Raw genomic sequence first — 22592 nt, 5'->3', positions numbered from 1 at the left:
AGAATGTAAATAATTACATAGTGCGGTTATGTTGGCGATATATAGGCGCTTAGAAAGGTGAGGTTATTATGGCGATTAGAATGTCAGGTATGATTTCCGGTATGGATACGGAATCGATTGTAAAGTCTTTGATGGAGACACAGCAAGCTAAGAAGACCAAGATAGAGTCTAAGAAGCAGAAATTAGAGTGGAAACAGGAGATTTGGTCCGGTCTGAATACGAAAATGTATAGCTTTTATAAAGATTATGTCGGTAAGCTTCGTTTTCAGTCTAATTATCAGACGAAGAAAGCAACATCTTCCGATTCAACGAAAGTGACAGTATCTGCAAATAGCAGTGCGACAAAAGGTACCTATCGCGTCAATGTGAAGAGGCTTGCAGCGGCACAGTATGTTACAAGTGCCAAGATTTCTTCTTATGAGACTACTAATGATCAGGGTGAGAAGGTTACAAACAAGGTTACTTCTTCCACAAAACTTTCTGATCTTGGCATGACGGCTGATGGCACGAAGCAGATTCAGATCAAGACGGCAGATCGGACAGTCAGCATGACGGTAAATGCAGATACTACGATTAGTGATTTTGTTGATAATTTGAAATCGGCAGGCTTAAATGCTTCTTTTGATGAGGGACAGGGCAGATTCTTCATCGGTGCAAAGGATAGTGGTTTAGATCAAAAGTTTGAGATCAAGATGACGGCATTTACGCAGGAGCAGTTAAATGCGAAACAGACTGTGAACAATGCCGTAAAATATGATAGTTTGACAGCAGCACAGAAGAATAGTGTGCTGGACGTATTAGATAGTATACAAAATGACACATCTTCGGATAAGATTGATTCGGCAGTTGCCTCTCTGATGAAAGTATCGGATGCACAGGCAAAATCTGAGGTGACCGGATATTACCGTAACCAGATTGTTACAGAATTGGAAACAAAATATTTCAAAAAAGATGAAAATGGCAATAATGTGATAACGGACGATGCCAAACAGGCATTGATCAACGCCGGGAAGCTAGAAGAAAAAGATGATGCGTCACATACACAAGAAGAGCTAGTCACATTAGCAAAACAATATATACAGGAAAATGCGGATAGTCAGATTGCCGGAGACGATTATCAGAGTAAGATTACGGAAGCGTTGACCAATGGTCTCAGTAATGATGAGATTACGATCCAGTCAGAAGGAACCCGTAAACAGACGATCACTGATGCAGTAACTGACTATGCAACAGCTATGGCAAAAGGGGCCGGGGTCGAGGCGGGATCCTCAGCAGAACTGCAGAAGATTGGTTTGGATACGATTGACGGTTCGGCAGTGCAGGAATCTGCTTCCGGTGTCGGCATGGTTGTTGTTGCAGCGGCAGATTCTGTAGTACAGGTAAATGGTGCAACATTGACGAGTTCCAAGACTTCTTTGAATGTAAATGGCTTATCCTTAGATCTTATGGATGTGACAAACGGAGAAGTGTCTATTACCGTTTCTGATGATACCGATGCGGTATACGATTCGATCAAAGAGTTTGTGACACAGTATAATTCGATTCTGAAAGAAATGAATACATTGTATAATGCGAAATCGGCGAGAAACTATGATGTGTTGACTGATGATCAGAAGGATGCGATGTCTGATGAAGAGGTAGAGAAATGGAATACAAAGATTAAGGATTCTTTGCTTCGTCGTGACAGCACTCTGGATGGACTTATTACAACGATGAGAAGTATTACCGGTAAATCGATTACTGCTTCGAACGGGAAGAAGTATTCTTTGGCAAATCTTGGTATTACTACAGGAACAGATTATAAAGAGTATGGTCAGCTTCATATTAAAGGAGATGAGGATGATTCGGTTTACTCTGATTCAACGAATACGCTGCAGGATCTTTTGAAAGAAGATCCGGACGTTGTGGCAGAAGTGATGGCAGGGCTTACCAACAACTTGTATGATGCATTAAATGAAAAGATGAAATCGACAACGATGAGCAGTGCTTTGACGTTCTATAACGATAAGGAAATGACAAAGCAGATGACTCAATATAAGAAAGATATTAAGAGTTGGGAAACAAAATTGCAGACGATGGAAGACCATTATTATAAACAGTTTTCAGCGATGGAAAAAGCATTGGCAAGCTTGAATTCACAGCAGTCATCCTTGTCAAGTTATCTTGGCAGCAACTAATACATGGAGGTAGATAAGAGGAATGGCAACATATAACAAGGCAGCAATGCAGTATCAGCGTAATGCGATTCAGACGGCATCGCCGGCTAAGTTGACATTGATGTTGTATGATGGTGCGATCAAGTTCGCTAATATGGCGATTGAGGCAATCGATAAAGGCGATATTGAGAAAGCGAATAATAATATTATTAAAGTTCAAAATATTATTGTAGAGTTTCGTTCAACGCTTGATATGAAGTATCCGGTGGCGAAGGATTTTGAGGTCGTCTATGATTATATTTACCGTCGCTTGGTTGAGGCTAATGTCAAAAAAGACAAAGCAGTGTTAGAAGATGCGCTGCACCATATTAAGACAATGCGTGAGACATGGAAAGAGGTAATGCGTATTAATAATGTGGTATGATCGATAGTGCAGAACAGATGTCAGAGGCATTGCTTTCTGCGCACAAGGTTATATAGAGTAACGGCATAGTAAAGTAGGAGAGTATTGATGGAGACGGCAACAGTATATTTATCCGCGTTGCAGGAATCGCTGCAAAAGAAACAACGGATCATGGAAGAGCTGCTTACATTGACGCAACAACAAAGCGAAGTTTTGCAACAGGAAAACATGGACATAGATGTTTTTGAACAATTAATGGCACAGAAAGAAAAAGCGCTGGGAGAAATCAATATTCTGGATAAAGGGTTTGATAGTGTATATCACAAAGTCAGCCCATATCTTGAGCAAGATAAGCAGAGTTATCGCAGTGCAATCTTGGAAATGCAGAATTTGATCCGTGTCATTACTGATTGTGGTGTTAAGATCGAGGGGTTGGAACGCAGAAATCGGGAAGTGTTTCAACGGTATCTGTTGAAACAGCGCCAAGAGATTGGTAATTCCAGAGCGAGCAACCGAACGGCAGTATCGTATTATCAGAATATGCCAAACCAACATCATGCTTGGCAGTCATATTTTTTGGATAAAAAGAAATAATAAGAAGACAACCTTTATGGTAAATAGAGGTTGTCTTTTTGTATTAACGCAACCTTTCAGCTCTAAATCGTACTCTCAACTCTTATAATAAAGAGAGATTACAGAAGCAAACTAACCATCATGAAAATAATGATTGATAATGAACGAGTATGAGCGAAATAGAGTGAATGATGGTTCGGATTATTTTGCTAAAATGGCAAAAATGGCATAAAATACACGAAATATCTAGAAGAATGAAAAAAATAAGAGCAGTATTGTGCAATTTGCACAAAAAACAGTATGGAGATTTGTGACTGATTGTGATTGATTATGAAAGAACATGCGGTTATAATAAAATCATCATAAAGCAAATGATCGATCAGGCAAAGAAGAAAATAAATAGCTGAAGACAGCGGAAAGGAAGTTGTATGGTATATACAGTAACATTTAATCCTTCAGTGGATTACATTGTGTCGGTGAACGATTTTGAACTGGGAATGACCAATCGCACTGCATCCGAACTGATGTTGCCGGGTGGCAAAGGAATTAATGTTTCTATTGTCCTTGGAAATCTCGGGATTGCGAACATAGCACTGGGATTCATGGCCGGTTTTACAGGAGACGAGATTGTGCGAATGTTGGAACAGGCAGGAGTTCAGTCGGATTTTATCAAACTTGAGCATGGTATATCACGTATCAATCTGAAATTAAAGAACATTGATGGAACAGAGATCAATGGACAAGGACCGGATATCGGACAACAGCAGATTGATCAGCTGATGGGAAAACTTGATCAGCTCAATAAAGATGATGTGCTTGTTTTGGCAGGAAGTATTCCAAGCTCGATGCCGGATGATATTTATCAGCAGATCTTGAAACGTTTGTCTGATAAAAATATGACAATCGCAGTAGATGCCACTAAAGATTTGCTGCTAAATGTATTAGAATATCATCCGTTTTTGATCAAACCGAATCATCATGAATTGGGTGAGATCTTTGGGGTAACATTGTCAGAGTGGAGCGATGTTATTCCATATGCAAAGAACCTACAGGAACGTGGAGCTAAAAATGTATTAGTTTCTATGGGTGGTAAAGGGGCAGTTCTTATTGCAGAGAATGGGCAGATCATTGCAGGAGAATCCTCTAAGGGCGTAGTCAAAAACACAGTAGGAGCGGGAGATTCCATGGTTGCAGGCTTTATGGCCGGCTGGATGCAGAAGAGAGATTACGAACATGCATTCCGTATGGGCCTTGCCAGTGGAGGTGCCAGCGCTTGCTCTGAAAATTTGGCAACAAGACAGGAAATTGAAACGGAATATGAAAAAACCGCAGTGCATTATTTATAATGTATGGGAAGGAAAGGTGATCATATGAGAATTACAGATTTATTAGACAAAAACAGCATTTGTCTGGATGCTTCGCCTGCGGACAAGACAGAGGCATTGAATCAGATCGTGGCACTTATGGGCAAAAGTGGTAAGATCAATGATATTGAAGCTTACCGCAAGCAGGTTTTTCTTCGTGAAGAGGAGAGCACGACCGGAATTGGTGAGGGCATTGCGATTCCACATGGTAAATGCGATGCAGTTACAAAGCCGGGACTTGCAGCAATGGTAGTCAAGGATGGTGTTGATTTTGATTCTTTGGACGGCGAACCGGTAACGTTACTATTTTTGATCGCAGCACCAAACACAGAGGACAATGTCCATTTGGATGTACTTAGCAAATTATCAGTGCTTATGATGGATGAGGATTTTTCAGAATCACTCCGCAATGCTAAGACAGTCGATGAGTTTTTGAACATTATCGACAAGGCAGACGATGAGAAACCGGACATTGATGAAAGGTTAGAGACAGCTCAGGCAGCAAAGGTGTTAGCCGTTACTTCCTGTCCGACAGGAATCGCACATACGTATATGGCGGCTGAAGGCTTGGAGAAAGCAGCAACAGCAGCAGGGATTGCCATTAAGATCGAGACACGCGGATCCGGTGGTGCAAAGAATGTGTTGACACAGCAGGAAATTGACGATGCAGACTGTATTATTGTAGCAGCAGATGCGCAGGTGCCAATGGACCGTTTTGATGGTAAGCGTGTGATAGAATGTCAGGTTTCGGATGGAATTAACAAGGCAGATGAGTTGATCGAGAGAGCAACATCTGGAGATGTTCCACTTTATCATGCAGCAAATGCTCCGGCCCGCAGCGAGAACGCAAAATCCGGTGGCAGTATCGGACATCAGATCTATACACAACTTATGAATGGTGTATCACATATGCTTCCATTTGTCGTTGGAGGCGGTATTCTTATAGCATTAGCATTTCTGATCGATGGCTTGTCAGTCGATATGAATTCCTTATCTGTTGCGGATCGTGGAAATTTTGGTACGATCACACCGGTTGCCGCAACATTAAAGGGAATTGGTGATATTGCCTTTGGCTTGATGCTTCCGGTATTAGCAGGATTTATCGCCATGGCGATCGGAGACAGACCGGCATTAGCACTGGGATTTGTCGGTGGAATGATGGCACACAATGGAACCAGCGGATTTTTGGGAGCGTTAGCCGCAGGATTTTTGGCAGGTTACGTGATCAAGGCGCTGCGCGTAGTTTGCGAAAAGATGCCGGAAGCATTGGAAAAACTTGCACCGGTATTGATCTATCCGGTTGTCGGTATTTTGGTGACTGGATTAGCAATGAACTTCGTTGTTGAGCCGGTCATGGGTACGATCAATACAGCATTAAATAGTGGTTTGAAAGGAATGGGAGATTCCAGCCGTATCCTGCTTGGCCTGGTACTTGGTGGAATGATGGCGATCGACATGGGTGGTCCATTCAACAAGGCAGCCTATGTTTTCGGTACTGCGGCAATCGCAGCAGGTAATTACGATATTATGGCAGCCGTAATGATCGGTGGTATGACACCGCCTTGTGCAATTGCGTTAGCAACGTTACTCTTCAAGGATAAATTTACCAAAGAGGAAAGAGAAGCAGGACCTACAAACTTTATTATGGGACTGGCTTTTATTACAGAAGGTGCCATTCCATTTGCCGCATCGGATCCACTTCGTGTACTTCCTTCCTGCATCATCGGAAGTGCTGTGGCAGGCGGAATCAGTATGGCGTTCAAGTGTACGCTGATGGCACCACATGGTGGAATCTTCGTATTCCCGGTAGTGGGACATGCTTGGATGTACCTCGTAGCTTTGGTGATCGGAACAGTGATCTCTGCATTGCTCTTGGGAATCTTAAAGAAGAAAGTGGTTTGAGTGACATAAAGTATAAAAACTTGAAACACGATATATTTAATAATAAGTATTTCATGAAGAAATGGCGGATATGCGTCTTAGCACACTTGGCGCATATTCGCCCTAACAGTAACAGTGTGCAGAATGGAGGATTATCATGAAGGAATTTAAGTATACGATCACAGACCCGGAAGGAATTCACGCACGTCCGGCAGGAGAACTCGTTAAAGTTTGCAAAGAATTTGCCTGCAAGATCACATTGACGAAGGATGGAAAAACGGCAGACTGTAAAAAGATCTTTGGTTTGATGGGTCTTGCTGTCAAGAAGGAACAGGAAGTTGTTGTTACATTTGATGGAGAAGATGAGGATGCAGCATATACCAAGGTAAGTGCATTCTTGGAAGAAAATATGTAGTCATCGTTCAGTTACGAGAGGAGGGTGCGTTGTGGAACAATATCAAGGCAAAAGTGTATTTGGCGGCGTTGCAATTGGACGGATTCACGTTTTTAGTAAAGGACAACAGCAGGTAAAACGTATCAAAGTACAGGATACAGAGGCAGAAAAAAAGCGTTATCGCGAGGCGGTTCAGACAGCAATTACGGAATTGCAGGGATTGTATGATAAGGCACTTAAAGAAGTTGGAGAAGCCAATGCAGCGATTTTTGAGATGCATCAGATGATGCTGGAAGACGAAGATTTTACAGAATCGGTTGAAAATATTATTGATAGTCAGTCTGTAAATGCAGAGTATGCCGTAGCATCAACCGGTGATAACTTTGCCCAGATGTTTGCATCTATGGATGATGAATACATGCGTGGAAGGGCAGCAGATGTTAAAGATATTTCCGAACGTCTGGTTTCTGTTTTGAATGGTGCGAGCAGACAGCAGATGGATGCAGACGAACCGGTGATTGTAATGGCAGTCGATCTGGCACCTTCTGAGACGGTACAGATGGACAAAGACAAGGTGCTCTCCTTTGTGACAACGCAGGGATCGGTCAATTCGCATACAGCGATCTTGGCTAGAACGATGAGCATTCCGGCACTGATCGGTGTGGATATGCCGTTAGATGCAGAATTGGAGGGCAAATTTGCCATTGTTGATGGTGATAACGGAACGGTTTATATTGATCCAAGTGAAGACGTGCTTGCACAGATGCAGGAAAAGAAGGAGCAGGCGGAGGAAAAGAAGCAGCTTTTACAGCAGCTTAAAGGCAAAGAAACCATTACAAAGGATGGCAAAAAGATCAAATTGTATGCTAACATTGGCAACAGCAAGGATCTTGCGATGGTATTGCAAAATGATGCCGAGGGAATTGGTTTATTCCGCAGTGAGTTTTTATATTTGGAAAAAGAAGATTATCCGACGGAAAACGAACAGTTTATGGTATACAAGATGGTTGCAGAGACAATGGCTGGTAAGCAGGTGATTATCCGTACATTAGATATTGGTGCGGACAAGCAGTGTGATTATTTTAACATGGATCCGGAAGACAATCCGGCGCTTGGTTATCGTGCGATTCGAATCTGTCTGACCAGACCGGAAGTGTTCAAAACACAACTTCGTGCCTTGTATCGCGCCAGCGCATTTGGTAATATATCTATAATGTATCCAATGATCACCAGTGTGTGGGAAGTAAAGCAGATCAAAAAGATTGTGGAAGAGGTCAAAGAGGAACTTCGATCACAGAACATTGAATTTGGCGAGGTTGCACAGGGCATTATGATTGAAACGCCGGCAGCTGTTATGATCAGTAGAGAACTTGCGAAAGAAGTCGATTTCTTCAGTATCGGAACCAATGATCTGACCCAGTATACACTTGCGATTGACCGACAGAATCCGAAGCTGGATGATTTTTATGATGCACATCATCCTGCAGTTTTGGAAATGATCCGTATGGTTGCTCAGAATGCACATGCTGAGGGCATTTGGGCCGGTATCTGTGGTGAGCTTGGTGCAGATTTAGAATTGACAGAACAATTTTTGCAAATGGGAATCGATGAGTTGTCGGTATCTCCGGGAAGAATTTTGCCAATTCGCAAGATAGTCCGCGAGAGCGAATGTGGATGTGAGTAAACCAGGAGGCAGCGATAATGCTTACAGAAGAAAGATACAATATCATATTAGAACTTTTACGTGAAAAACGCAGTGTGACAGTAGCTGAGATCAAAGACAGACTTGGAATATCAGAGTCAACGATTCGGCGTGATCTGAATGCATTGGCACAAGAAGGAAAATTAACCAAAGTATTTGGTGGTGCGGTTGCGCCGGATAATGTTTCCAACGGAATGGAGTTGTCCGTTCCACAGAAATTGCAGGTCAATGAGCGGGAAAAAAGGCTCATCGCCGGTTACGCAGCAGCGATGATAATGCCACATGACTTTGTGTATTTGGATGCAGGAACGACAACCGGATATATGTTGGAGTATCCGCTGGAGACCAGTGCAACCTTTGTTACCAATGCAGTAAGTCATGCCAGAAAGCTGGCAGTAGCCGGATATCGTGTGCTGTTGGTTGGCGGAGAACTTCGTGGTACAACGGAAGCGGTTGTTGGTGCACAGGCGGTGTTATCACTTCAGGAGTATCATTTCACTGTTGGATTTTTTGGAACGAACGGATTGAGCAGAAGACAGGGTTATACAACGCCGGATGGCAGCGAAGCGCTAGTTAAAAAGACCGCGCTTCGTCAATGTGCGAAGGCTTATGTCTTAGCGGATCGTGCAAAATTTGATGAAGTCAGTTCTGTGACATTTGCTGCCTATAGTGATGCAAAGATCATTACGGATTCCATACCGGAGCATTACAAAAAATATGGTAATATAATACAGGTTTAGGGGACTCCCTAAACCTGTATTTTTCTATTGAACATTGTAAATATGATGCATAAAAAGTATATTGTCAGCATAATTGATACAGATAATATAACGAAAAACAACATCATCTCCAAATATTGTATGATTACAGAAAGTAGAAATCAAAAAATTTTCTCTGTTTTCTTCTTTCTGTATTCATTTGGACTCATATGATAATATTGTCTAAACTTCCGGCAGAAATAGCCGGAACTTGTAAATCCGGTTTCTTCTGCAATGGAAGAAACCGATTTTTGAGTAATATAAAGTTGTTCAGCAGCCTGCGCTAGTCTGTATTGAATTAGATATGCTACCGGAGAACAGTGGATGCCGGTTTGAAAAATGTGTAAAGCTCCACTTTTGCTGATAGATGCCGATGCCGCAATCGTCTCCAATGTAATCTCTTCCATGTAGTGATCATGAATATACTGCATCATAGCTTGTAATCTTGCTTGTTTGTGATTTAATCGATGAATACTGTTAGAATCAGAAGTCCAGTCCATATTTTTTTGCAAAATATTCCAAAGCTGAAATAAAAGCTGTATAGTACATAATTCATTATCTGGCTTAGTTTCCTGAATAGTACAAATTTGCGACAAAAGTTGTAGCACCTGTTTTCCAAATGTGTTGGATGGACTGAAAACTTGATATGGAACAGACGAGCTTATCACAGGAAGAATATATTTTTCGTAAATGAGGCTGTTTTCAGGTGCTAATAGAGTTGGCGAAAAAACAATATTAGGTACAAATGTACTGCTTTGTGCTTCAAAACGATGTAGGACACCACTATTGATAAATATGCCGCAACCTTTATGTAGTTCTATTTTACTTGTCCCTATAAGGCAGAGCGCGGTACCTTCAGCAACATAAAGAAATTCTAATTCATGATGCCAATGCCAGTCAATGCGATGGAAGTCAAATTTCCAAATATTATCAGGATAGTATGCAAATGGATAACGATTGCTGCCATGCTGGATGGTTTCTCGTAGTGTTTCATCTGTAATTATCTTAAAAGTCTCCATGGTATATTTCTCCATAAATAATAAAATTTGTTATATTGTACCATAAATATATGATTTTATACAATGACTAGATATAAAATTTACGATATAATTACATTTATTAGAGGAGGACAAAATGAAAAGCCAATATAATAAGACAATTACAGCCTGTTTTGTAGGTTATATTGTACAAGCTATCGTTAATAATTTTGCACCACTGCTTTTTTTGTTTTTTCAGAAATGCTATCACATTCCAATTTCCCAAATTACATTGTTAGTGACTTTTAATTTTGGGATACAACTACTGGTTGATTTTCTTTCTGTCAGATTAGTTGATAAAATAGGATATCGGATAGCAATGATTATAGCTCATGTTTTAGCAGCGGCAGGATTATTCCTTCTTACAGTTTTACCAGAGATTTTACCAGTTTCCTTTATTGGAATATTGATTGCTGTAATGATCTATGCGGTAGGTGGTGGACTTTTGGAAGTCCTAGTCAGTCCGGTTGTTGAGGCTTGCCCATCCGACAATAAGGAAAAAGCAATGAGCCTGTTGCATTCTTTTTATTGCTGGGGACACGCCGGAGTTGTACTCATATCAACAGTGTTCTTTTATGTAGTCGGTATAGATAATTGGAAAATATTAGCCATTATTTGGGCGGTTATTCCAATTGGAAATGCTTTTGTTTTTTCAAAGGTTCCCATTGCACCATTGCTTGAGGATGGAGATACCGGACTTGGATTAAAGGAATTGTTTCGGATGAAAATTTTTTGGATTTTGTTGATTATGATGATATGTGCAGGAGCAAGTGAGCAAGCAGTAAGTCAATGGGCCTCTGCTTTTGCAGAAAAAGGTCTTGGAATTTCAAAGGCAGCCGGCGACTTAGCAGGGCCGATGGCATTTGCGGTTCTAATGGGAATATCAAGATTGTTTTATGGTAAGTATGGTGACCGCATCAATTTGGAACACTTTATGATTTATAGTAGTTTTTTATGTATTTTATCCTATTTAGGGATTTCATTATTCTCGATTCCGCTATTAAATCTGATTGCCTGCGCTGTCTGTGGGCTTTCAGTGGGAATCATGTGGCCTGGAACTTTCAGCAAGGCATCAGCAGCTTTGCCCAAAGGGGGAACAGCCATGTTTGCATTGCTGGCATTAGGTGGAGATATAGGTTGTTCAGGAGGTCCTACATTGGTTGGAATGGTATCAGGAGCTTTTGGGGATAACCTAAAGATGGGAATTTTGGCAGGAATTATTTTTCCAATGTTGTTACTTATAGGAGTCATTCTTTGCAGAAGACAAAAGAAAATTACTAATTATAATACAGTGAAAAGTAGGCACTAAATATAGCTGCTTATTAAAATAAAAAAGAAAGTGAGAAAAAAGATGAAATTTTTGAAAAACAATCCTAAATGGATACGTCAACCAAAGCAGGTACAAATTAGTGAGGATAAAGTTGTAATTCTTACAGAAAGGGGTACCGATTTATGGGCACGCACTTATTATGGTTTTCAAAATGATAATGCTCCAGTATTTCAAGTTGAAACAACGGACAAGTACTTTTCTTTTATTGTTAAAACAGAATTCGAGAGTACCTGTCGTTTTGACCAGTGTGGTGTGGCTATGTATTTAAATAGTGATAATTGGTTTAAGGCATCTATAGAATATGAGAATGAAAAAATACAGCGATTGGGAAGCGTTGTAACCAATCATGGATATTCTGACTGGGCAACAACAGACATATCCTCTGATATTAAAAGTATGTGGTATCGTTTTTCACGAAGGGACAGTGACTACTGTATTGAATGCAGTGAGGATGGCATAAATTTCAGACAAATGCGTATTTTCCATATGTGGGAAGGTGCAGAAAAAATTACTTATGGAATATATGCATGCAGCCCGACAGAAGGCTCGTATAAGGCAACATTTTCAAATATGCAGATTACGGAATGTAAATGGGAATCAGATGCAGACTGGCGTGATTGAATAAAAACCTTCAAACTGAGTAATGTTATCTTACATCAGTTTGAAGGTTTACACAAACTTTGGGACACTCCCGTATTTTAATGGAAAATTTCTATTGTTAGCGTAACATCGCCATCATATTTAGAGAGTGCTCTTTCTTGTGGCATATTATTAGAAAATTGTTCTACTATGCCTGGTATTCTTGTACCATTTTTATAACTTTACCGTTTTTGATCGTGATCTTAGCAGCGGTTCCCCAATACCAAATAACACCATTTTCTTTATAACGCTTATAACTGTATAGGCGTTTCTGGAATTTCTTTTTTGTGGTCTTTTTGACGGTGTGTATATCGTTTCCAAGTATATAGTATTTGCAATTTTTGGCAACTTTGATCGACTGTTTTTTGCCATAACCGACTACATTTTCCCATTCCCAGTCACTGTTGCCCTTAAGATTCGTATTCATAGTGGACTTGTGATACTTTAAGGTCGTGCCATTTAATTTTGCAACGATAATATGTTTGGTCTTTGTCTTTTTGGAAACTTTTTTGGTTTTGCTTTTCGCAAAAGACTTTGTTACAGCGGTGTCTGTATATGTGTCGGTGTATTGTGTATTTGTTTTCGTCGTATATGCAGCAGCGTCTGCTGTCTTTGTCAAAGATGCAGTAAAGGATCCGGTTAGAGCAAGTGCTGCTGTTAACGTGATTGCGATTATTTTTTTCATAAGTGTCCTCCAATCTCTAATATGAGATGCCTCCAATCTGAGCGCCGCGCAGTAAGTATACATGTGATCCGTTGATCGACCGCGTGCGCTCATAAAGCAATGCCCCTCATGTTACAATGTGTTTGTGTTGAACTTCTGTAATACTAAAGTTACAGATAACTTATATCATTTTTTTGAAATGTAAACAAGTGCATTTGTGTTACAATTTCTATAAATAATTGTTACATTACTTGAAATTCAGATTAGTTTCCCGAAGATTATTAAAAAGGTGGACTGCCATACATAGCAATCCACCCATATAATTATCACATTTTTTTTGGCTATTTGATGTGCTGCTGGCGGCCTTCGGGATTGATATCATAGTGATCTTTGTAGATCAGATCCGACATTTTAACCAAAGTAAAGCCTTTGGACTGTAGGCCATCGATCAACTGTTCCAAAGCTTCGGCAGTATATTTAGCACCGTTATGACAGAGAATGATGGAACCGTTTCCGAGATGCTTATGATCTAAAACGGTATGAATAATAGAATCTACGCCGTAATCCTTCCAATCCAAACTGTCTACATCCCACTGGATGGGTGAGTAGCCACATTCTCGGACGGTTGTGATGAGAGTATCATTGTAATCCCCATATGGGGGACGAAATACTTTCATGTCAATACCAGTGAGTTTCTTGACTTTTTCATGCGGAGTCATAAGTTCCTTCTTACATTCTTCTGAGGAAAGAGTTGACATTTGCTTGTGATTTTCACTGTGGTTGCCAAGTTCATGACCGGCGGCAGCGATTGCCTTGACATCATCGGGGTATTGTTCGATCCAGCCTCCCGTCATAAAAAAGGTGACATGAACCTTTTTCTTTTTGAGGATCGAGAGAATTTTGCGGGTATCTTCATTCCCCCAGGGAGAGGGGAGCTAAGAGAACCTCTTTACAGAACACAGGGCATCTTCTATACTGAAGAGTATGCATCATATCTTTATTACACATAAAGTCATGATAGTTGATATTTGGCTAAAATATGGAGGATTCGATGAATCAGACAACTTATAATATTATTATCGCAACAGATTCCTTCAAAGGAAGTATGACTTCTTATGAGGCTGGAGATGCGATCGCGACAGCAATAAAAGAACAGACTCCAAGTCGGGTGACAGTTTATCCGGTGGCAGATGGTGGAGAAGGCACAACAGAGGCATTATCGTTTGGAAGGGCGGCGGTTTTACCTCAATGCATTACGGTAACCGGACCGCTCGGCGAAAAAGTACAAGCAAAGTATACCATTTTTGGGACAGGAGAAGAAAAAACGGCTATCCTAGAAATGGCACAGGCGGCAGGACTTACGTTAGTACCGGTATCACAGAGAAATCCACTTAAAACGACAACGTATGGGGTCGGAGAAATGATATTGGATGCAGTGCGTAAGGGATGCAAAAAACTGATCGTAGGAATTGGCGGAAGTGCAACAAACGATGTTGGTATTGGAATGTTACAAGCACTTGGAGCGAGCTTTACAGATATAAATGACCAAGAAGTATCATATGGTGCAGAGGGGATAGAAAACATTGCCGCAATGGACACAACAGGTATTCTGAAAAAACTAAAAGATGTAGATATCAAGGTGATCTGCGATGTTAATAATCCTCTCGTAGGAGATGAGGGCTGCAGTACTGTCTTTGCGCCACAAAAAGGTGCTGACCTGCAAATGGTACAGAGGATGGAACAGGCAATCACAAGGTTTGCAGATCTCTTTGCAAAAGACTATGATCGCTGGATGGCGGGGGCGGGAGCAGCCGGAGGACTTGGCTATGCTTTTGCATATTTTTTGCACGCAGAGCTGGTGCATGGGATTGATATTGTGCTGCAGGAAATTCATCTGGAAGAAGCGGTGCGTACTGCTGATCTGGTGATCACGGGCGAGGGCAGAATGGATGCTCAGACTTTAATGGGGAAAACTCCGGCTGGGGTTGCCAGACTAGCGAAGAAATATGCTGTTCCGGTCATTGCTTATGCAGGCTGTTTTGGTGATGGGATCGAGCAGTGCACAGAAAGTGGATTATTTGATCGGGTTTATGCAGTTACAGAACAAGAAGGAGCATTCGATCCACAAATGGCTGTCCGCGATTTAGGACAGAAAGTCCGAGAAACAATGTCCGAATGGATCCACATGATAGATACAAAGAAAGGAGCCAATGAATGAAAGTGTTATTGGTGGCGGTCAATGCCAAATATATTCATTCGAATCTGGCAGTATATGACTTGAAAGCCTATACGGAGAACATACCGGTAGAAGTAGAGCTGGCAGAATATACGATCAATCAGCAGCAGGAAGAGATCCTTCGGGATATTTATGAACACAAAGCAGATGTAGTCGCTTTTTCCTGCTATATTTGGAATATTACTTATGTCAAGGCATTAGCGGAAGAATTGCATAAAATAGCTCCGCAGGTACAGATCTGGTTTGGTGGTCCGGAAGCTTCTTATGATGCAAAACAATTGCTTCGGGAATTATCTTATGTAGAATTAGTGATCGTTGGTGAAGGAGAGGAAACCTTTGCACAGCTATTGCAAAAGCATTTGTTAGATGGAGAACGATTAGAGAATATCGTTGGCATCTGTTATCGAGAGAATACGGGGGAAATCTGTGACAACGGTATTCGAGAGTACCTTCCGATGGATAAGATCCCTTTTGTTTATCACGATTTGGATCGGTTTGCACATAAGATCCTGTACTATGAGACAAGCAGGGGATGCCCATTTCGCTGTAGTTACTGTTTGTCTTCTATCGACAAAAGAGTACGGCTTCGCAGTTTGTCTTTGGTATTTCCGGAGTTGCAGTTTTTCTTAGACCATAAGGTGGATCAGGTCAAATTTGTGGACAGGACATTTAATTGCAACCATGAACATGCTTATGAGATATGGAAATATTTATTAGAACATGATAATGGGATCACCAATTTTCATTTTGAGGTGGCAGCAGACTTGCTTCGGGAGGAAGATTTTGCGTTGTTTGCACAGATGCGTAAAGGCTTGATCCAGTTAGAGATCGGTATTCAATCTACTTATCCGGATACGATCACAGAGATACGTCGTGTCATGGACGTAGGCAAAGTGGCAGAGTGTGTGGCGAGAGTTAAAAAGATGCATAATATTCATCAACATCTGGATCTTATTGCAGGGTTGCCGTTTGAGACATTTGCACAGTTTCAGCAGAGCTTTAATGATGTATATGCAATGCGTCCGGATCAGTTGCAGCTTGGTTTTTTGAAGGTGCTTAAGGGTTCCTATATGGAAGAAAAGAAAGAGGATTACGGGATTATTTCGACCAGCGAGCCACCTTATGAGGTGCTTGCAACAAAATGGCTTTCTTATGAAGAACGTTCTTTGCTCAAAGATGTAGAAGAAATGGTCGAGGTATACTATAATAGCGGACAATTCATGCATACGTTGGAGTATCTTCTTGCAGGCCGCGAAGACACGTTTTCATTTTATTTGCAATTATCCCGATATTATCGACAGAGGGAGTGGATGGGATATAAGCATACGAGACTGTTTCGATATGATGCGTTACGAGCATTTGTGTCGGACGGTCTGCAACGGAATATGACAGCTGAACCGGAAAACATTAGCGAAATTGATCCTAAAAGATCAGCGCGGAAAGACACAGTTTGCGCGAAGGTTGAAGAGGAACTTCTGACCGAATATTTACTGCACGATTTGTATTTGACGGAAAACAGTAAGAAAAGACCGGATTGGGCTTGTGATGACACAGAAACAAAGCAACGGTTAAAACAGATCAGAGATCCACGATGGAGAGCGCAGCACCTAAAACAGGAACAGGCAGGACAAATTGAAAAAATACTGGCTAATCGGACAGATCTGCATTTGGAATATTATCCAAAGATGTGCGGTGGATATTTATTATATGACTACAGTCAGAGAGATCCGCTGACCAATGAGGCAAAAGTATACGAAATTGCCATGTCCTAAATATGGGACAGATGATCGTTTGATGATATAGGCATTGATCGCAAATGCTGTAATAATCAGGAGGTATTGACCGGAGAAAGGAAATACCTGACATAGAAAGGGACAAAAGGAATGAATGGTAATCAAAAGAAAGCTGCAATTGTAACCGGAGCTTCTTCCGGCATTGGAAAAGCGATTGCAGAAATGCTTGTTTCGTTAGGATATGAAGTTTTTGGATTTGGCAGAGAGTTTACAACAGAGGTATCTTTTCATCCGGTCGTTTGTGACCTGTTGGATACCGCGGAGTTAGAACGACATATCAAGCAGATCCGTAAGCAATATGAAATTTATATCTTGATCAATAATGCAGGGATTGGTTATTATGGACTGCATGAGGAGTTAAATGCTGCCAAGATCAAGCAAATGGTGCGAACAAATCTGGAACTGCCGCTGCTTCTTAGTAATTTGTTACTCCGTGATCTGAAGAAATCAAAAGGATATTTATTGCAGATCTCCTCAGTCACCGCATTAAAAAACAGTCCGCACGGTTGCGCTTACGGTGCTACAAAAGCCGGACTTACGGCTTTTTCCAGAAGTTTATTTGACGAGGCAAGAAAATATGGAGTCAAGGTAACTGTGATCCACCCGGATATGACCCGGACAAAGCTGTACCGAAATGCGGACTTTACAGCAGCAGAAGATCTACAGGCATCACTCCTGCCGGAAGATGTCGCTGAGGCAGTACGCACGGTGCTGGCTGCCAGAGATGGTATGGTAATACCGGAATTGACGGTGTGCCCACAATTGCACCGTATTTCAAAAAAATGATGAATGCTTCTGTGAAGCAAAATGACGATACACATGATAATTTTTAATGTGCGAGGTTTGAGTGGATTAAAATAACGATAGAAAGGATGAATATTATGGAATTTGTAAAAAAGAATGGAAAAGGAATCTTATTTTGTCTTATGATTGCAGTACCTTGTCAGCTGCTTGGCAAGCAATTTCCGATTGTGGGAGGAGCGGTCTTTGCAATTTTGGCAGGAATGCTCATAACATTATTTGTGAAAGATAAGACTAATCTGCAGTCAGGTATTACGTTTGTTTCTAAAAAAATATTGCAGTGGGCAGTGATCCTGCTTGGCTTTGGACTCAATCTGTCTGTTGTGCTGCAGACGGGTAAACAGTCTTTGCCGATCATTGTTATGACGATCACAACATCGCTGGTTATCGCATTTGTTTTGTGCAAAGTATTACGCATTCCAGGGAAGATCTCAACGCTCATCGGAGTTGGATCTTCTATTTGTGGTGGTTCTGCAATTGCAGCAGCTGCTCCGGTTATTGATGCAGATGATGAGGAGGTTGCGCAGGCGATTTCCGTTATCTTTTTCTTTAATGTCATTGCCGCATTAACATTTCCGGTACTTGGTTCGCTGCTGCATTTTTGCACCACAAACGGTGAGGCGTTTGGTATTTTTGCAGGAACGGCAGTCAACGATACTTCATCCGTAACGGCAACAGCATCCACATGGGATTCTATGTGGCATTTAGGCAGTGCGACTTTGGACAAAGCAGTAACGGTTAAGCTGACGAGAACGCTAGCGATCATCCCGATCACACTTGTTTTGGCACTGGTTCGTACGAAGAAGAGTGGAGCCGAAGGGAAAAAGGTTCATTTCAAGAAAGTATTTCCAATCTTTATATTGTACTTTATCGGGGCATCTTTGATTACAACAATCGCTGTAAATGCAGGCGTTTCGGCAGATGTATTTACTCCGTTAAAAGAACTTAGTAAATTTTTTATCGTGCTTGCTATGGCAGCGATCGGTTTAAATACCAATATCATCAAGTTGATCAAAACGGGTGGTAAGCCGCTTGCATTGGGATTTTGCTGCTGGGTCGGCATTGCAGGAATGAGTCTGTTGATGCAGCATGTGCTTGGCTTGTGGTAATAGTAATGAATTCAAGCTTCGCACATCCGAAGCTGCCACCTGGTCACATATTGCTTATTATGTCGATAGTTTAATTATATTTTGCAGCCACCATATTGTGGGTTCTGCCATGAAGAAACTATAGCAATTGCCTTGCCGCAATTAGTTTTCAGTTGGTAGGAAATTGCTGTTATGTAGCGTGACATCACCAAGAATTGCTTTAGCAATTCTTGTAGAGCAAAACGCTGGTTTTGCTCTTTTTCACAGTGATTTCTAGATTTTGTTGTCTCTGATGTATGATTTACATGCCCTTCGGAAACTCGAAGTCCCGGAAGCAAGGTATTCATCATTTTTGAAAGGGACTTTGCGCTCGTCGTTACTTATGTCTCGTATTTCAGAGACATTAAGTAACGTGACGTAGCGCATCGTAGCGAAAGCGTCCCGTCCAAAAATGGATGATACCTTGCTAAACCGGGACATCTCAAACACTCCTTCAGGCATGTATTCATCAGAGACTTAACAAAATAAGAAATCACGTAAAAACTCTGCGTTCTGCGGCAATTGTCTTAGTTTCTTGATGGCAGAATAATTTACATTATTGGCTGCAAAATAGCTATTATTTTACTTACATAATAAGCAATATGTGACAACATGGTAATTATTGCTGTGCGATGTTTGAGTAATGAATAAGAAATTTAATTTAAATAAGAGATATCTGCGGAACCATCTTCATGAATTGTGATCTGACGGATCACAGAACACACGAGGGCACGGTTTAGCGAGCTTTCAGCGGGCAGAGGAATGCCATGTGCTTCAAGGTCGTTTCGTACAGCATTAGTAAGAGCAGTTTCACATACCGAATGTGAAGTACATCCCCGCAGACCAAGCCGGTTATAGGTACCGCATCGAAAACGAACGGTACCGTTGCGGCATATACGGACCATGCTCCCACCACAGTCTGCACAGTGAAGCAACCCGGCAAAAAGATGTACGTATCGTTTCTGTGGTTGTCTTGGAGCGTGTGACAGCAGAGTGTTCACCCGGTCGAACAGTTCCGAAGACACGATTGCCGGGTGCGTTGCCTCTACCGTGATCCATTGTTCCGGAGGCAGGGGGAGTGCCTTTTTACTGCAGACTTGACGAAAAGAACGGTTTTGTACCATATTCCCGGTGTAGACCGGGTTGCGGAGAATGTTGCGCACGCTACTGTATGTCCAGCCATTTCCGGGGCATACGTTGGCATTGTGATAGGCCATTTCGTGCATTTGTTTGTAAAGAGAGGGACAGGGAATCTGCTCCTCATTTAATCGTTTCGCAATTTGTGATGCACCTATGCCGGACAGGTATTCGCAGAAGATTCGGCGGACGATCGCAGCGGCCGGTTCATCGATCAGCAATTTGTTATGATTGGATGGGGACTTGCGGTAGCCATACGCGGCAAACGCACCAATAAATTGTCCGGCGCACTGCTTAGCGCGAAATGTCGAGCGTACCTTTGCGCTGATGTCCCGTGGATAAAATCCATTAAACATATTTTTGAGATCGATCATCATATCTTTACTCGTATCAATGTCAAAAAAATCTTTATCTACAGCATCATCGATAGCAATAAAACGCACTTTATGCCCCGGAAAATATTCATGGACATAATGACTTGTTTTAACATTATTTCTTCCCAATCGCGACAGATCTTTCACCAAAACACCGCATATATGACCGGCTTCAATGTCTTGCAGCAGACGCAGAAATGCCGGGCGGTCGTAGTTGGTCCCAGTGTAACCGTCGTCAATATACCAGCTATACGGTGTCAGTTCCGGGTGCGTCTTAGCATACTCGGAAAGCTTCAATTTTTGGTGCACGACACTTAAACTTTCTGCGCGGTCACCGTCCTCGCGGCTCAGTCTTATGTAAAACGCCCAACGGTTCTTTCTCATAAGGATCCTCATTTCCGAAAGCTCTTTAGGAGCTTGTTGGTGATTAGTATTACTATATGACAGGCGGCTGCAGCAAATACATAGATATATGTAAATAATTACATTAATTTCATGGATTTTATTCGAAATATGGTGTATGCTAGAACAGATGCGAATGAAAAGCATAATGGCTGCGTGTGTGATAGAACACATCAAAGAGCCAAGAGATATCAATACATAGGAGGTTTGAGAATGATGAAAAAATGGGTAAAAATGGGGTTGATGGTGGTGCTTGCGAGCTCGCTTTGCGTCAGCATGACAGCTTGTAAGAGCGACAAAAAGGCGAACAATTCTGCCGTTCAAAAGGAAAAAGCTGTGAAAAACAACACAGACGCAGATAAGCAGAAGACATATACGCTGTTTTTGGGAGAGCAGTATGAACTGGAGGAAAAAGAAAAAGCGGAATATGTGATCGCAGATACCTCAGTAGCCTCTGTGTCACCGGAGGGGATTGTCCACGCTTGCAAAGCAGGAAAAACGACGCTTACTGTGACTAAGGATGGCAAAAAGAGCAGCAGTGCATTAAAGATCAAAAAGCGCGGCATGGTGTATCCGACATTTGCGATGATGAAAGGTGAGAAGTTACCGATCCTTTTTAGTAATAAAGAAAGTGGTGTCAGCTGGACAAGCGCAGATGAAACGATCGCCACCGTTGATGCAGATGGTGTTGTTACCGGTAAAAAGGTTGGCACGACAACGATCTATGGAAAGGGCGCAGAGCACACATATCGTTGTGATCTGACAGTCAACAAAAAGATTAAAAATATTGTGTATCTGACCTTTGATGACGGACCAAATCGTTATACGACACCGAAGGTTTTAGACATTCTAAAGGAAAATAATGTCAAGGCAACCTTTTTTGAGTTGAAACCGGCGAAAAAAGATTTTGATCTGACGAAACGCGTGATCGATGAGGGACATACCCTTGCTATGCATGGTTATCAGCATAAATATAACATCGTTTACAAGTCCAAGAAAGTGTACAAGCAAAATTTGGATAAGCTTCGCAATCTTTTCTTTAAGAAATACGGTGTTTGGTGTACGTTAAGCCGTTTTCCGGGAGGAAGTTCTAATACGGTCAGCCGATATAATCCGGGAATTATGACGAGAATCACCAAAGATATTTCCAGCTGGGGTTATCATTATTTTGATTGGAATGTTGCTTCCTGCGACTCGGACACGGCTAAAAATGCAAATGATGTGTATCGCAACGTGACTACAGGACTGATAAAAGGTCGGGGAAATGTTGTGTTAATGCATGATTTTTATAAGAATGATAAGATGCTTGGAGCATTAGATAAGATCATCAAATATGGTAAAAAGCATGGTTATACATTCCTGCCGCTGACGGCAAGTACGACGGAAGTGCATCATAAAGTGAACAATTAATATAGAAATGACGATGCTTTTTAGTCAGCATGTGGAAGAAGTGGGGCGGCACAAAGACAGTGTTCAATGAGCGATACGCTCCCCACGCAGCGTCAAATGACAATGCGACAACCGGTTTTTTGGTATCAACGCAATAAATCGGCAGTTCCTTGTTATGTATCAAACTGTTTGACATGACAGATTTATCTGCAGGCAGTTTTTTCTGGCTGTACACGATTGCCAGACTTGCGATCAGAATAACAGAAAGTGTAAATAATCCGGTCCCGATAAAGGATCGGATTTTTTGCTGTTCTTGTCGGAAATATTCTTCATCTAATTTCATAATCATCTAACATCCTTTCCTACTACAATATAGTTACTCAAACTTCGCACATCAAAAATTATCATGTTGTCACATATTGCTTATTATGT

At 41.5% G+C, this 22592-nt stretch carries 18 protein-coding genes and 1 pseudogene; 15 read left to right on the top strand and 4 right to left on the bottom strand.

Annotated features, from left to right (window positions below; genetic code table 11):
* Window positions 1-68: 68 nt before the first annotated feature.
* The 8 genes from fliD to DXB73_RS09385 all read left to right on the top strand — a co-directional run bounded on the left by fliD (window position 69) and on the right by DXB73_RS09385 (window position 9213).
* The gene (gene fliD / locus DXB73_RS09420) at window positions 69-2177 is read left to right on the top strand and encodes a flagellar filament capping protein FliD (RefSeq protein ID WP_118690939.1); all 2109 of its coding nucleotides are present in this window, start codon (window positions 69-71) and stop codon (window positions 2175-2177) included.
* Window positions 2178-2199: 22 nt separating this feature from the next.
* Window positions 2200-2580, top strand: coding sequence for a flagellar export chaperone FliS (gene fliS / locus DXB73_RS09415; RefSeq protein ID WP_022025252.1), 381 nt, complete (start codon window positions 2200-2202; stop codon window positions 2578-2580).
* Window positions 2581-2667: 87 nt separating this feature from the next.
* On the top strand, window positions 2668-3153 hold the full coding sequence (flgN, locus tag DXB73_RS09410; protein WP_118506727.1) for a flagellar export chaperone FlgN: 486 nt from the start codon (window positions 2668-2670) through the stop codon (window positions 3151-3153).
* Between the two features lie 407 nt (window positions 3154-3560).
* Entirely contained in the window at window positions 3561-4478 is a 918-nt protein-coding gene (pfkB, locus tag DXB73_RS09405) for a 1-phosphofructokinase (RefSeq protein WP_118690938.1), read from the top strand.
* A gap of 24 nt (window positions 4479-4502) precedes the next feature.
* The gene (locus tag DXB73_RS09400) at window positions 4503-6398 is read left to right on the top strand and encodes a fructose-specific PTS transporter subunit EIIC (RefSeq protein ID WP_118506725.1); all 1896 of its coding nucleotides are present in this window, start codon (window positions 4503-4505) and stop codon (window positions 6396-6398) included.
* 136 nt (window positions 6399-6534) lie between these two features.
* Window positions 6535-6792 carry an HPr family phosphocarrier protein gene (locus DXB73_RS09395; protein ID WP_022025256.1) on the top strand — a complete coding sequence of 86 codons (258 nt, stop codon included), beginning with the start codon at window positions 6535-6537 and terminating at the stop codon, window positions 6790-6792.
* Window positions 6793-6823: 31 nt separating this feature from the next.
* Complete coding sequence (gene ptsP / locus DXB73_RS09390; RefSeq protein WP_022025257.1) at window positions 6824-8455, top strand: phosphoenolpyruvate--protein phosphotransferase; 1632 nt, start codon at window positions 6824-6826, stop codon at window positions 8453-8455.
* Between the two features lie 17 nt (window positions 8456-8472).
* Window positions 8473-9213 carry a DeoR/GlpR family DNA-binding transcription regulator gene (locus DXB73_RS09385; protein ID WP_118690937.1) on the top strand — a complete coding sequence of 247 codons (741 nt, stop codon included), beginning with the start codon at window positions 8473-8475 and terminating at the stop codon, window positions 9211-9213.
* Window positions 9214-9353: 140 nt separating this feature from the next.
* Here the strand turns inward: DXB73_RS09385 and DXB73_RS09380 are convergent, their stop codons facing one another.
* Window positions 9354-10250, bottom strand: coding sequence for an AraC family transcriptional regulator (locus tag DXB73_RS09380; RefSeq protein WP_243104017.1), 897 nt, complete (start codon window positions 10248-10250; stop codon window positions 9354-9356).
* A gap of 115 nt (window positions 10251-10365) precedes the next feature.
* Here DXB73_RS09380 and DXB73_RS09375 point away from each other — a divergent pair, with 115 nt between their 5' ends.
* Window positions 10366-11577, top strand: coding sequence for an MFS transporter (locus DXB73_RS09375; RefSeq protein WP_118690935.1), 1212 nt, complete (start codon window positions 10366-10368; stop codon window positions 11575-11577).
* Between the two features lie 42 nt (window positions 11578-11619).
* A complete protein-coding gene (locus DXB73_RS09370) occupies window positions 11620-12219 on the top strand; it encodes a DUF1349 domain-containing protein (RefSeq protein WP_118690934.1) in 600 nt (199 codons plus the stop codon).
* Between the two features lie 166 nt (window positions 12220-12385).
* Here DXB73_RS09370 and DXB73_RS09365 read toward each other — a convergent pair whose 3' ends face one another.
* A complete protein-coding gene (locus tag DXB73_RS09365) occupies window positions 12386-12922 on the bottom strand; it encodes a hypothetical protein (protein ID WP_022024498.1) in 537 nt (178 codons plus the stop codon).
* Window positions 12923-13242: 320 nt separating this feature from the next.
* Window positions 13243-13806: pseudogene (locus DXB73_RS09360) on the bottom strand (polysaccharide deacetylase family protein); the annotation flags it as partial.
* A gap of 146 nt (window positions 13807-13952) precedes the next feature.
* Here DXB73_RS09360 and DXB73_RS09355 point away from each other — a divergent pair.
* From DXB73_RS09355 to DXB73_RS09340, 4 genes are all read left to right on the top strand, one after another.
* Window positions 13953-15119 (top strand): glycerate kinase, encoded by a 1167-nt coding sequence (locus DXB73_RS09355; protein ID WP_118690933.1) that lies wholly within the window; start codon window positions 13953-13955, stop codon window positions 15117-15119.
* Complete coding sequence (locus tag DXB73_RS09350; protein WP_118690932.1) at window positions 15116-16909, top strand: B12-binding domain-containing radical SAM protein; 1794 nt, start codon at window positions 15116-15118, stop codon at window positions 16907-16909. The genes DXB73_RS09355 and DXB73_RS09350 overlap by 4 nt, the downstream gene beginning before the upstream one ends.
* Before the next feature lie 111 nt (window positions 16910-17020).
* On the top strand, window positions 17021-17716 hold the full coding sequence (locus DXB73_RS09345) for an SDR family NAD(P)-dependent oxidoreductase (protein ID WP_118690931.1): 696 nt from the start codon (window positions 17021-17023) through the stop codon (window positions 17714-17716).
* Between the two features lie 95 nt (window positions 17717-17811).
* Window positions 17812-18840, top strand: a complete 1029-nt coding sequence (locus DXB73_RS09340; protein WP_118690930.1) for a YeiH family protein — start codon at window positions 17812-17814, stop codon at window positions 18838-18840.
* Between the two features lie 674 nt (window positions 18841-19514).
* Here DXB73_RS09340 and DXB73_RS14385 read toward each other — a convergent pair.
* Window positions 19515-20753: a recombinase family protein gene (locus tag DXB73_RS14385; RefSeq protein ID WP_022024773.1), complete on the bottom strand. Its 1239-nt coding sequence runs from the start codon at window positions 20751-20753 to the stop codon at window positions 19515-19517.
* 231 nt (window positions 20754-20984) lie between these two features.
* Between DXB73_RS14385 and DXB73_RS09325 the strand changes: the two genes are divergently transcribed.
* Window positions 20985-22181 carry a polysaccharide deacetylase family protein gene (locus tag DXB73_RS09325; protein WP_182448368.1) on the top strand — a complete coding sequence of 399 codons (1197 nt, stop codon included), beginning with the start codon at window positions 20985-20987 and terminating at the stop codon, window positions 22179-22181.
* The last annotated feature ends 411 nt before the right edge of the window (window positions 22182-22592 follow it).

Source organism: Clostridium sp. OM05-6BH (assembly GCF_003481635.1).
In the GTDB taxonomy this organism is placed as follows: Bacteria; Bacillota; Clostridia; order Lachnospirales; family Lachnospiraceae; genus Butyribacter.
This window is presented reverse-complemented; position numbering and strand designations above follow the sequence as displayed.

What these genes read in the sequence shown, in the direction of transcription:
- fliD (WP_118690939.1), top strand. Translation starts at nt 69, where the DNA reads ATGGCGATTAGAATGTCAGGTATGATTTCCGGTATGGATACGGAATCG.
- fliS (WP_022025252.1), top strand. Translation starts at nt 2,200, where the DNA reads ATGGCAACATATAACAAGGCAGCAATGCAGTATCAGCGTAATGCGATT.
- flgN (WP_118506727.1), top strand. Translation starts at nt 2,668, where the DNA reads ATGGAGACGGCAACAGTATATTTATCCGCGTTGCAGGAATCGCTGCAA.
- pfkB (WP_118690938.1), top strand. Translation starts at nt 3,561, where the DNA reads ATGGTATATACAGTAACATTTAATCCTTCAGTGGATTACATTGTGTCG.
- DXB73_RS09400 (WP_118506725.1), top strand. Translation starts at nt 4,503, where the DNA reads ATGAGAATTACAGATTTATTAGACAAAAACAGCATTTGTCTGGATGCT.
- DXB73_RS09395 (WP_022025256.1), top strand. Translation starts at nt 6,535, where the DNA reads ATGAAGGAATTTAAGTATACGATCACAGACCCGGAAGGAATTCACGCA.
- DXB73_RS09385 (WP_118690937.1), top strand. Translation starts at nt 8,473, where the DNA reads ATGCTTACAGAAGAAAGATACAATATCATATTAGAACTTTTACGTGAA.
- DXB73_RS09380 (WP_243104017.1), bottom strand. Translation starts at nt 10,250, where the DNA reads ATGGAGACTTTTAAGATAATTACAGATGAAACACTACGAGAAACCATC.
- DXB73_RS09375 (WP_118690935.1), top strand. Translation starts at nt 10,366, where the DNA reads ATGAAAAGCCAATATAATAAGACAATTACAGCCTGTTTTGTAGGTTAT.
- DXB73_RS09370 (WP_118690934.1), top strand. Translation starts at nt 11,620, where the DNA reads ATGAAATTTTTGAAAAACAATCCTAAATGGATACGTCAACCAAAGCAG.
- DXB73_RS09365 (WP_022024498.1), bottom strand. Translation starts at nt 12,922, where the DNA reads ATGAAAAAAATAATCGCAATCACGTTAACAGCAGCACTTGCTCTAACC.
- DXB73_RS09355 (WP_118690933.1), top strand. Translation starts at nt 13,953, where the DNA reads ATGAATCAGACAACTTATAATATTATTATCGCAACAGATTCCTTCAAA.
- DXB73_RS09350 (WP_118690932.1), top strand. Translation starts at nt 15,116, where the DNA reads ATGAAAGTGTTATTGGTGGCGGTCAATGCCAAATATATTCATTCGAAT.
- DXB73_RS09345 (WP_118690931.1), top strand. Translation starts at nt 17,021, where the DNA reads ATGAATGGTAATCAAAAGAAAGCTGCAATTGTAACCGGAGCTTCTTCC.
- DXB73_RS09340 (WP_118690930.1), top strand. Translation starts at nt 17,812, where the DNA reads ATGGAATTTGTAAAAAAGAATGGAAAAGGAATCTTATTTTGTCTTATG.
- DXB73_RS14385 (WP_022024773.1), bottom strand. Translation starts at nt 20,753, where the DNA reads ATGAGAAAGAACCGTTGGGCGTTTTACATAAGACTGAGCCGCGAGGAC.
- DXB73_RS09325 (WP_182448368.1), top strand. Translation starts at nt 20,985, where the DNA reads ATGATGAAAAAATGGGTAAAAATGGGGTTGATGGTGGTGCTTGCGAGC.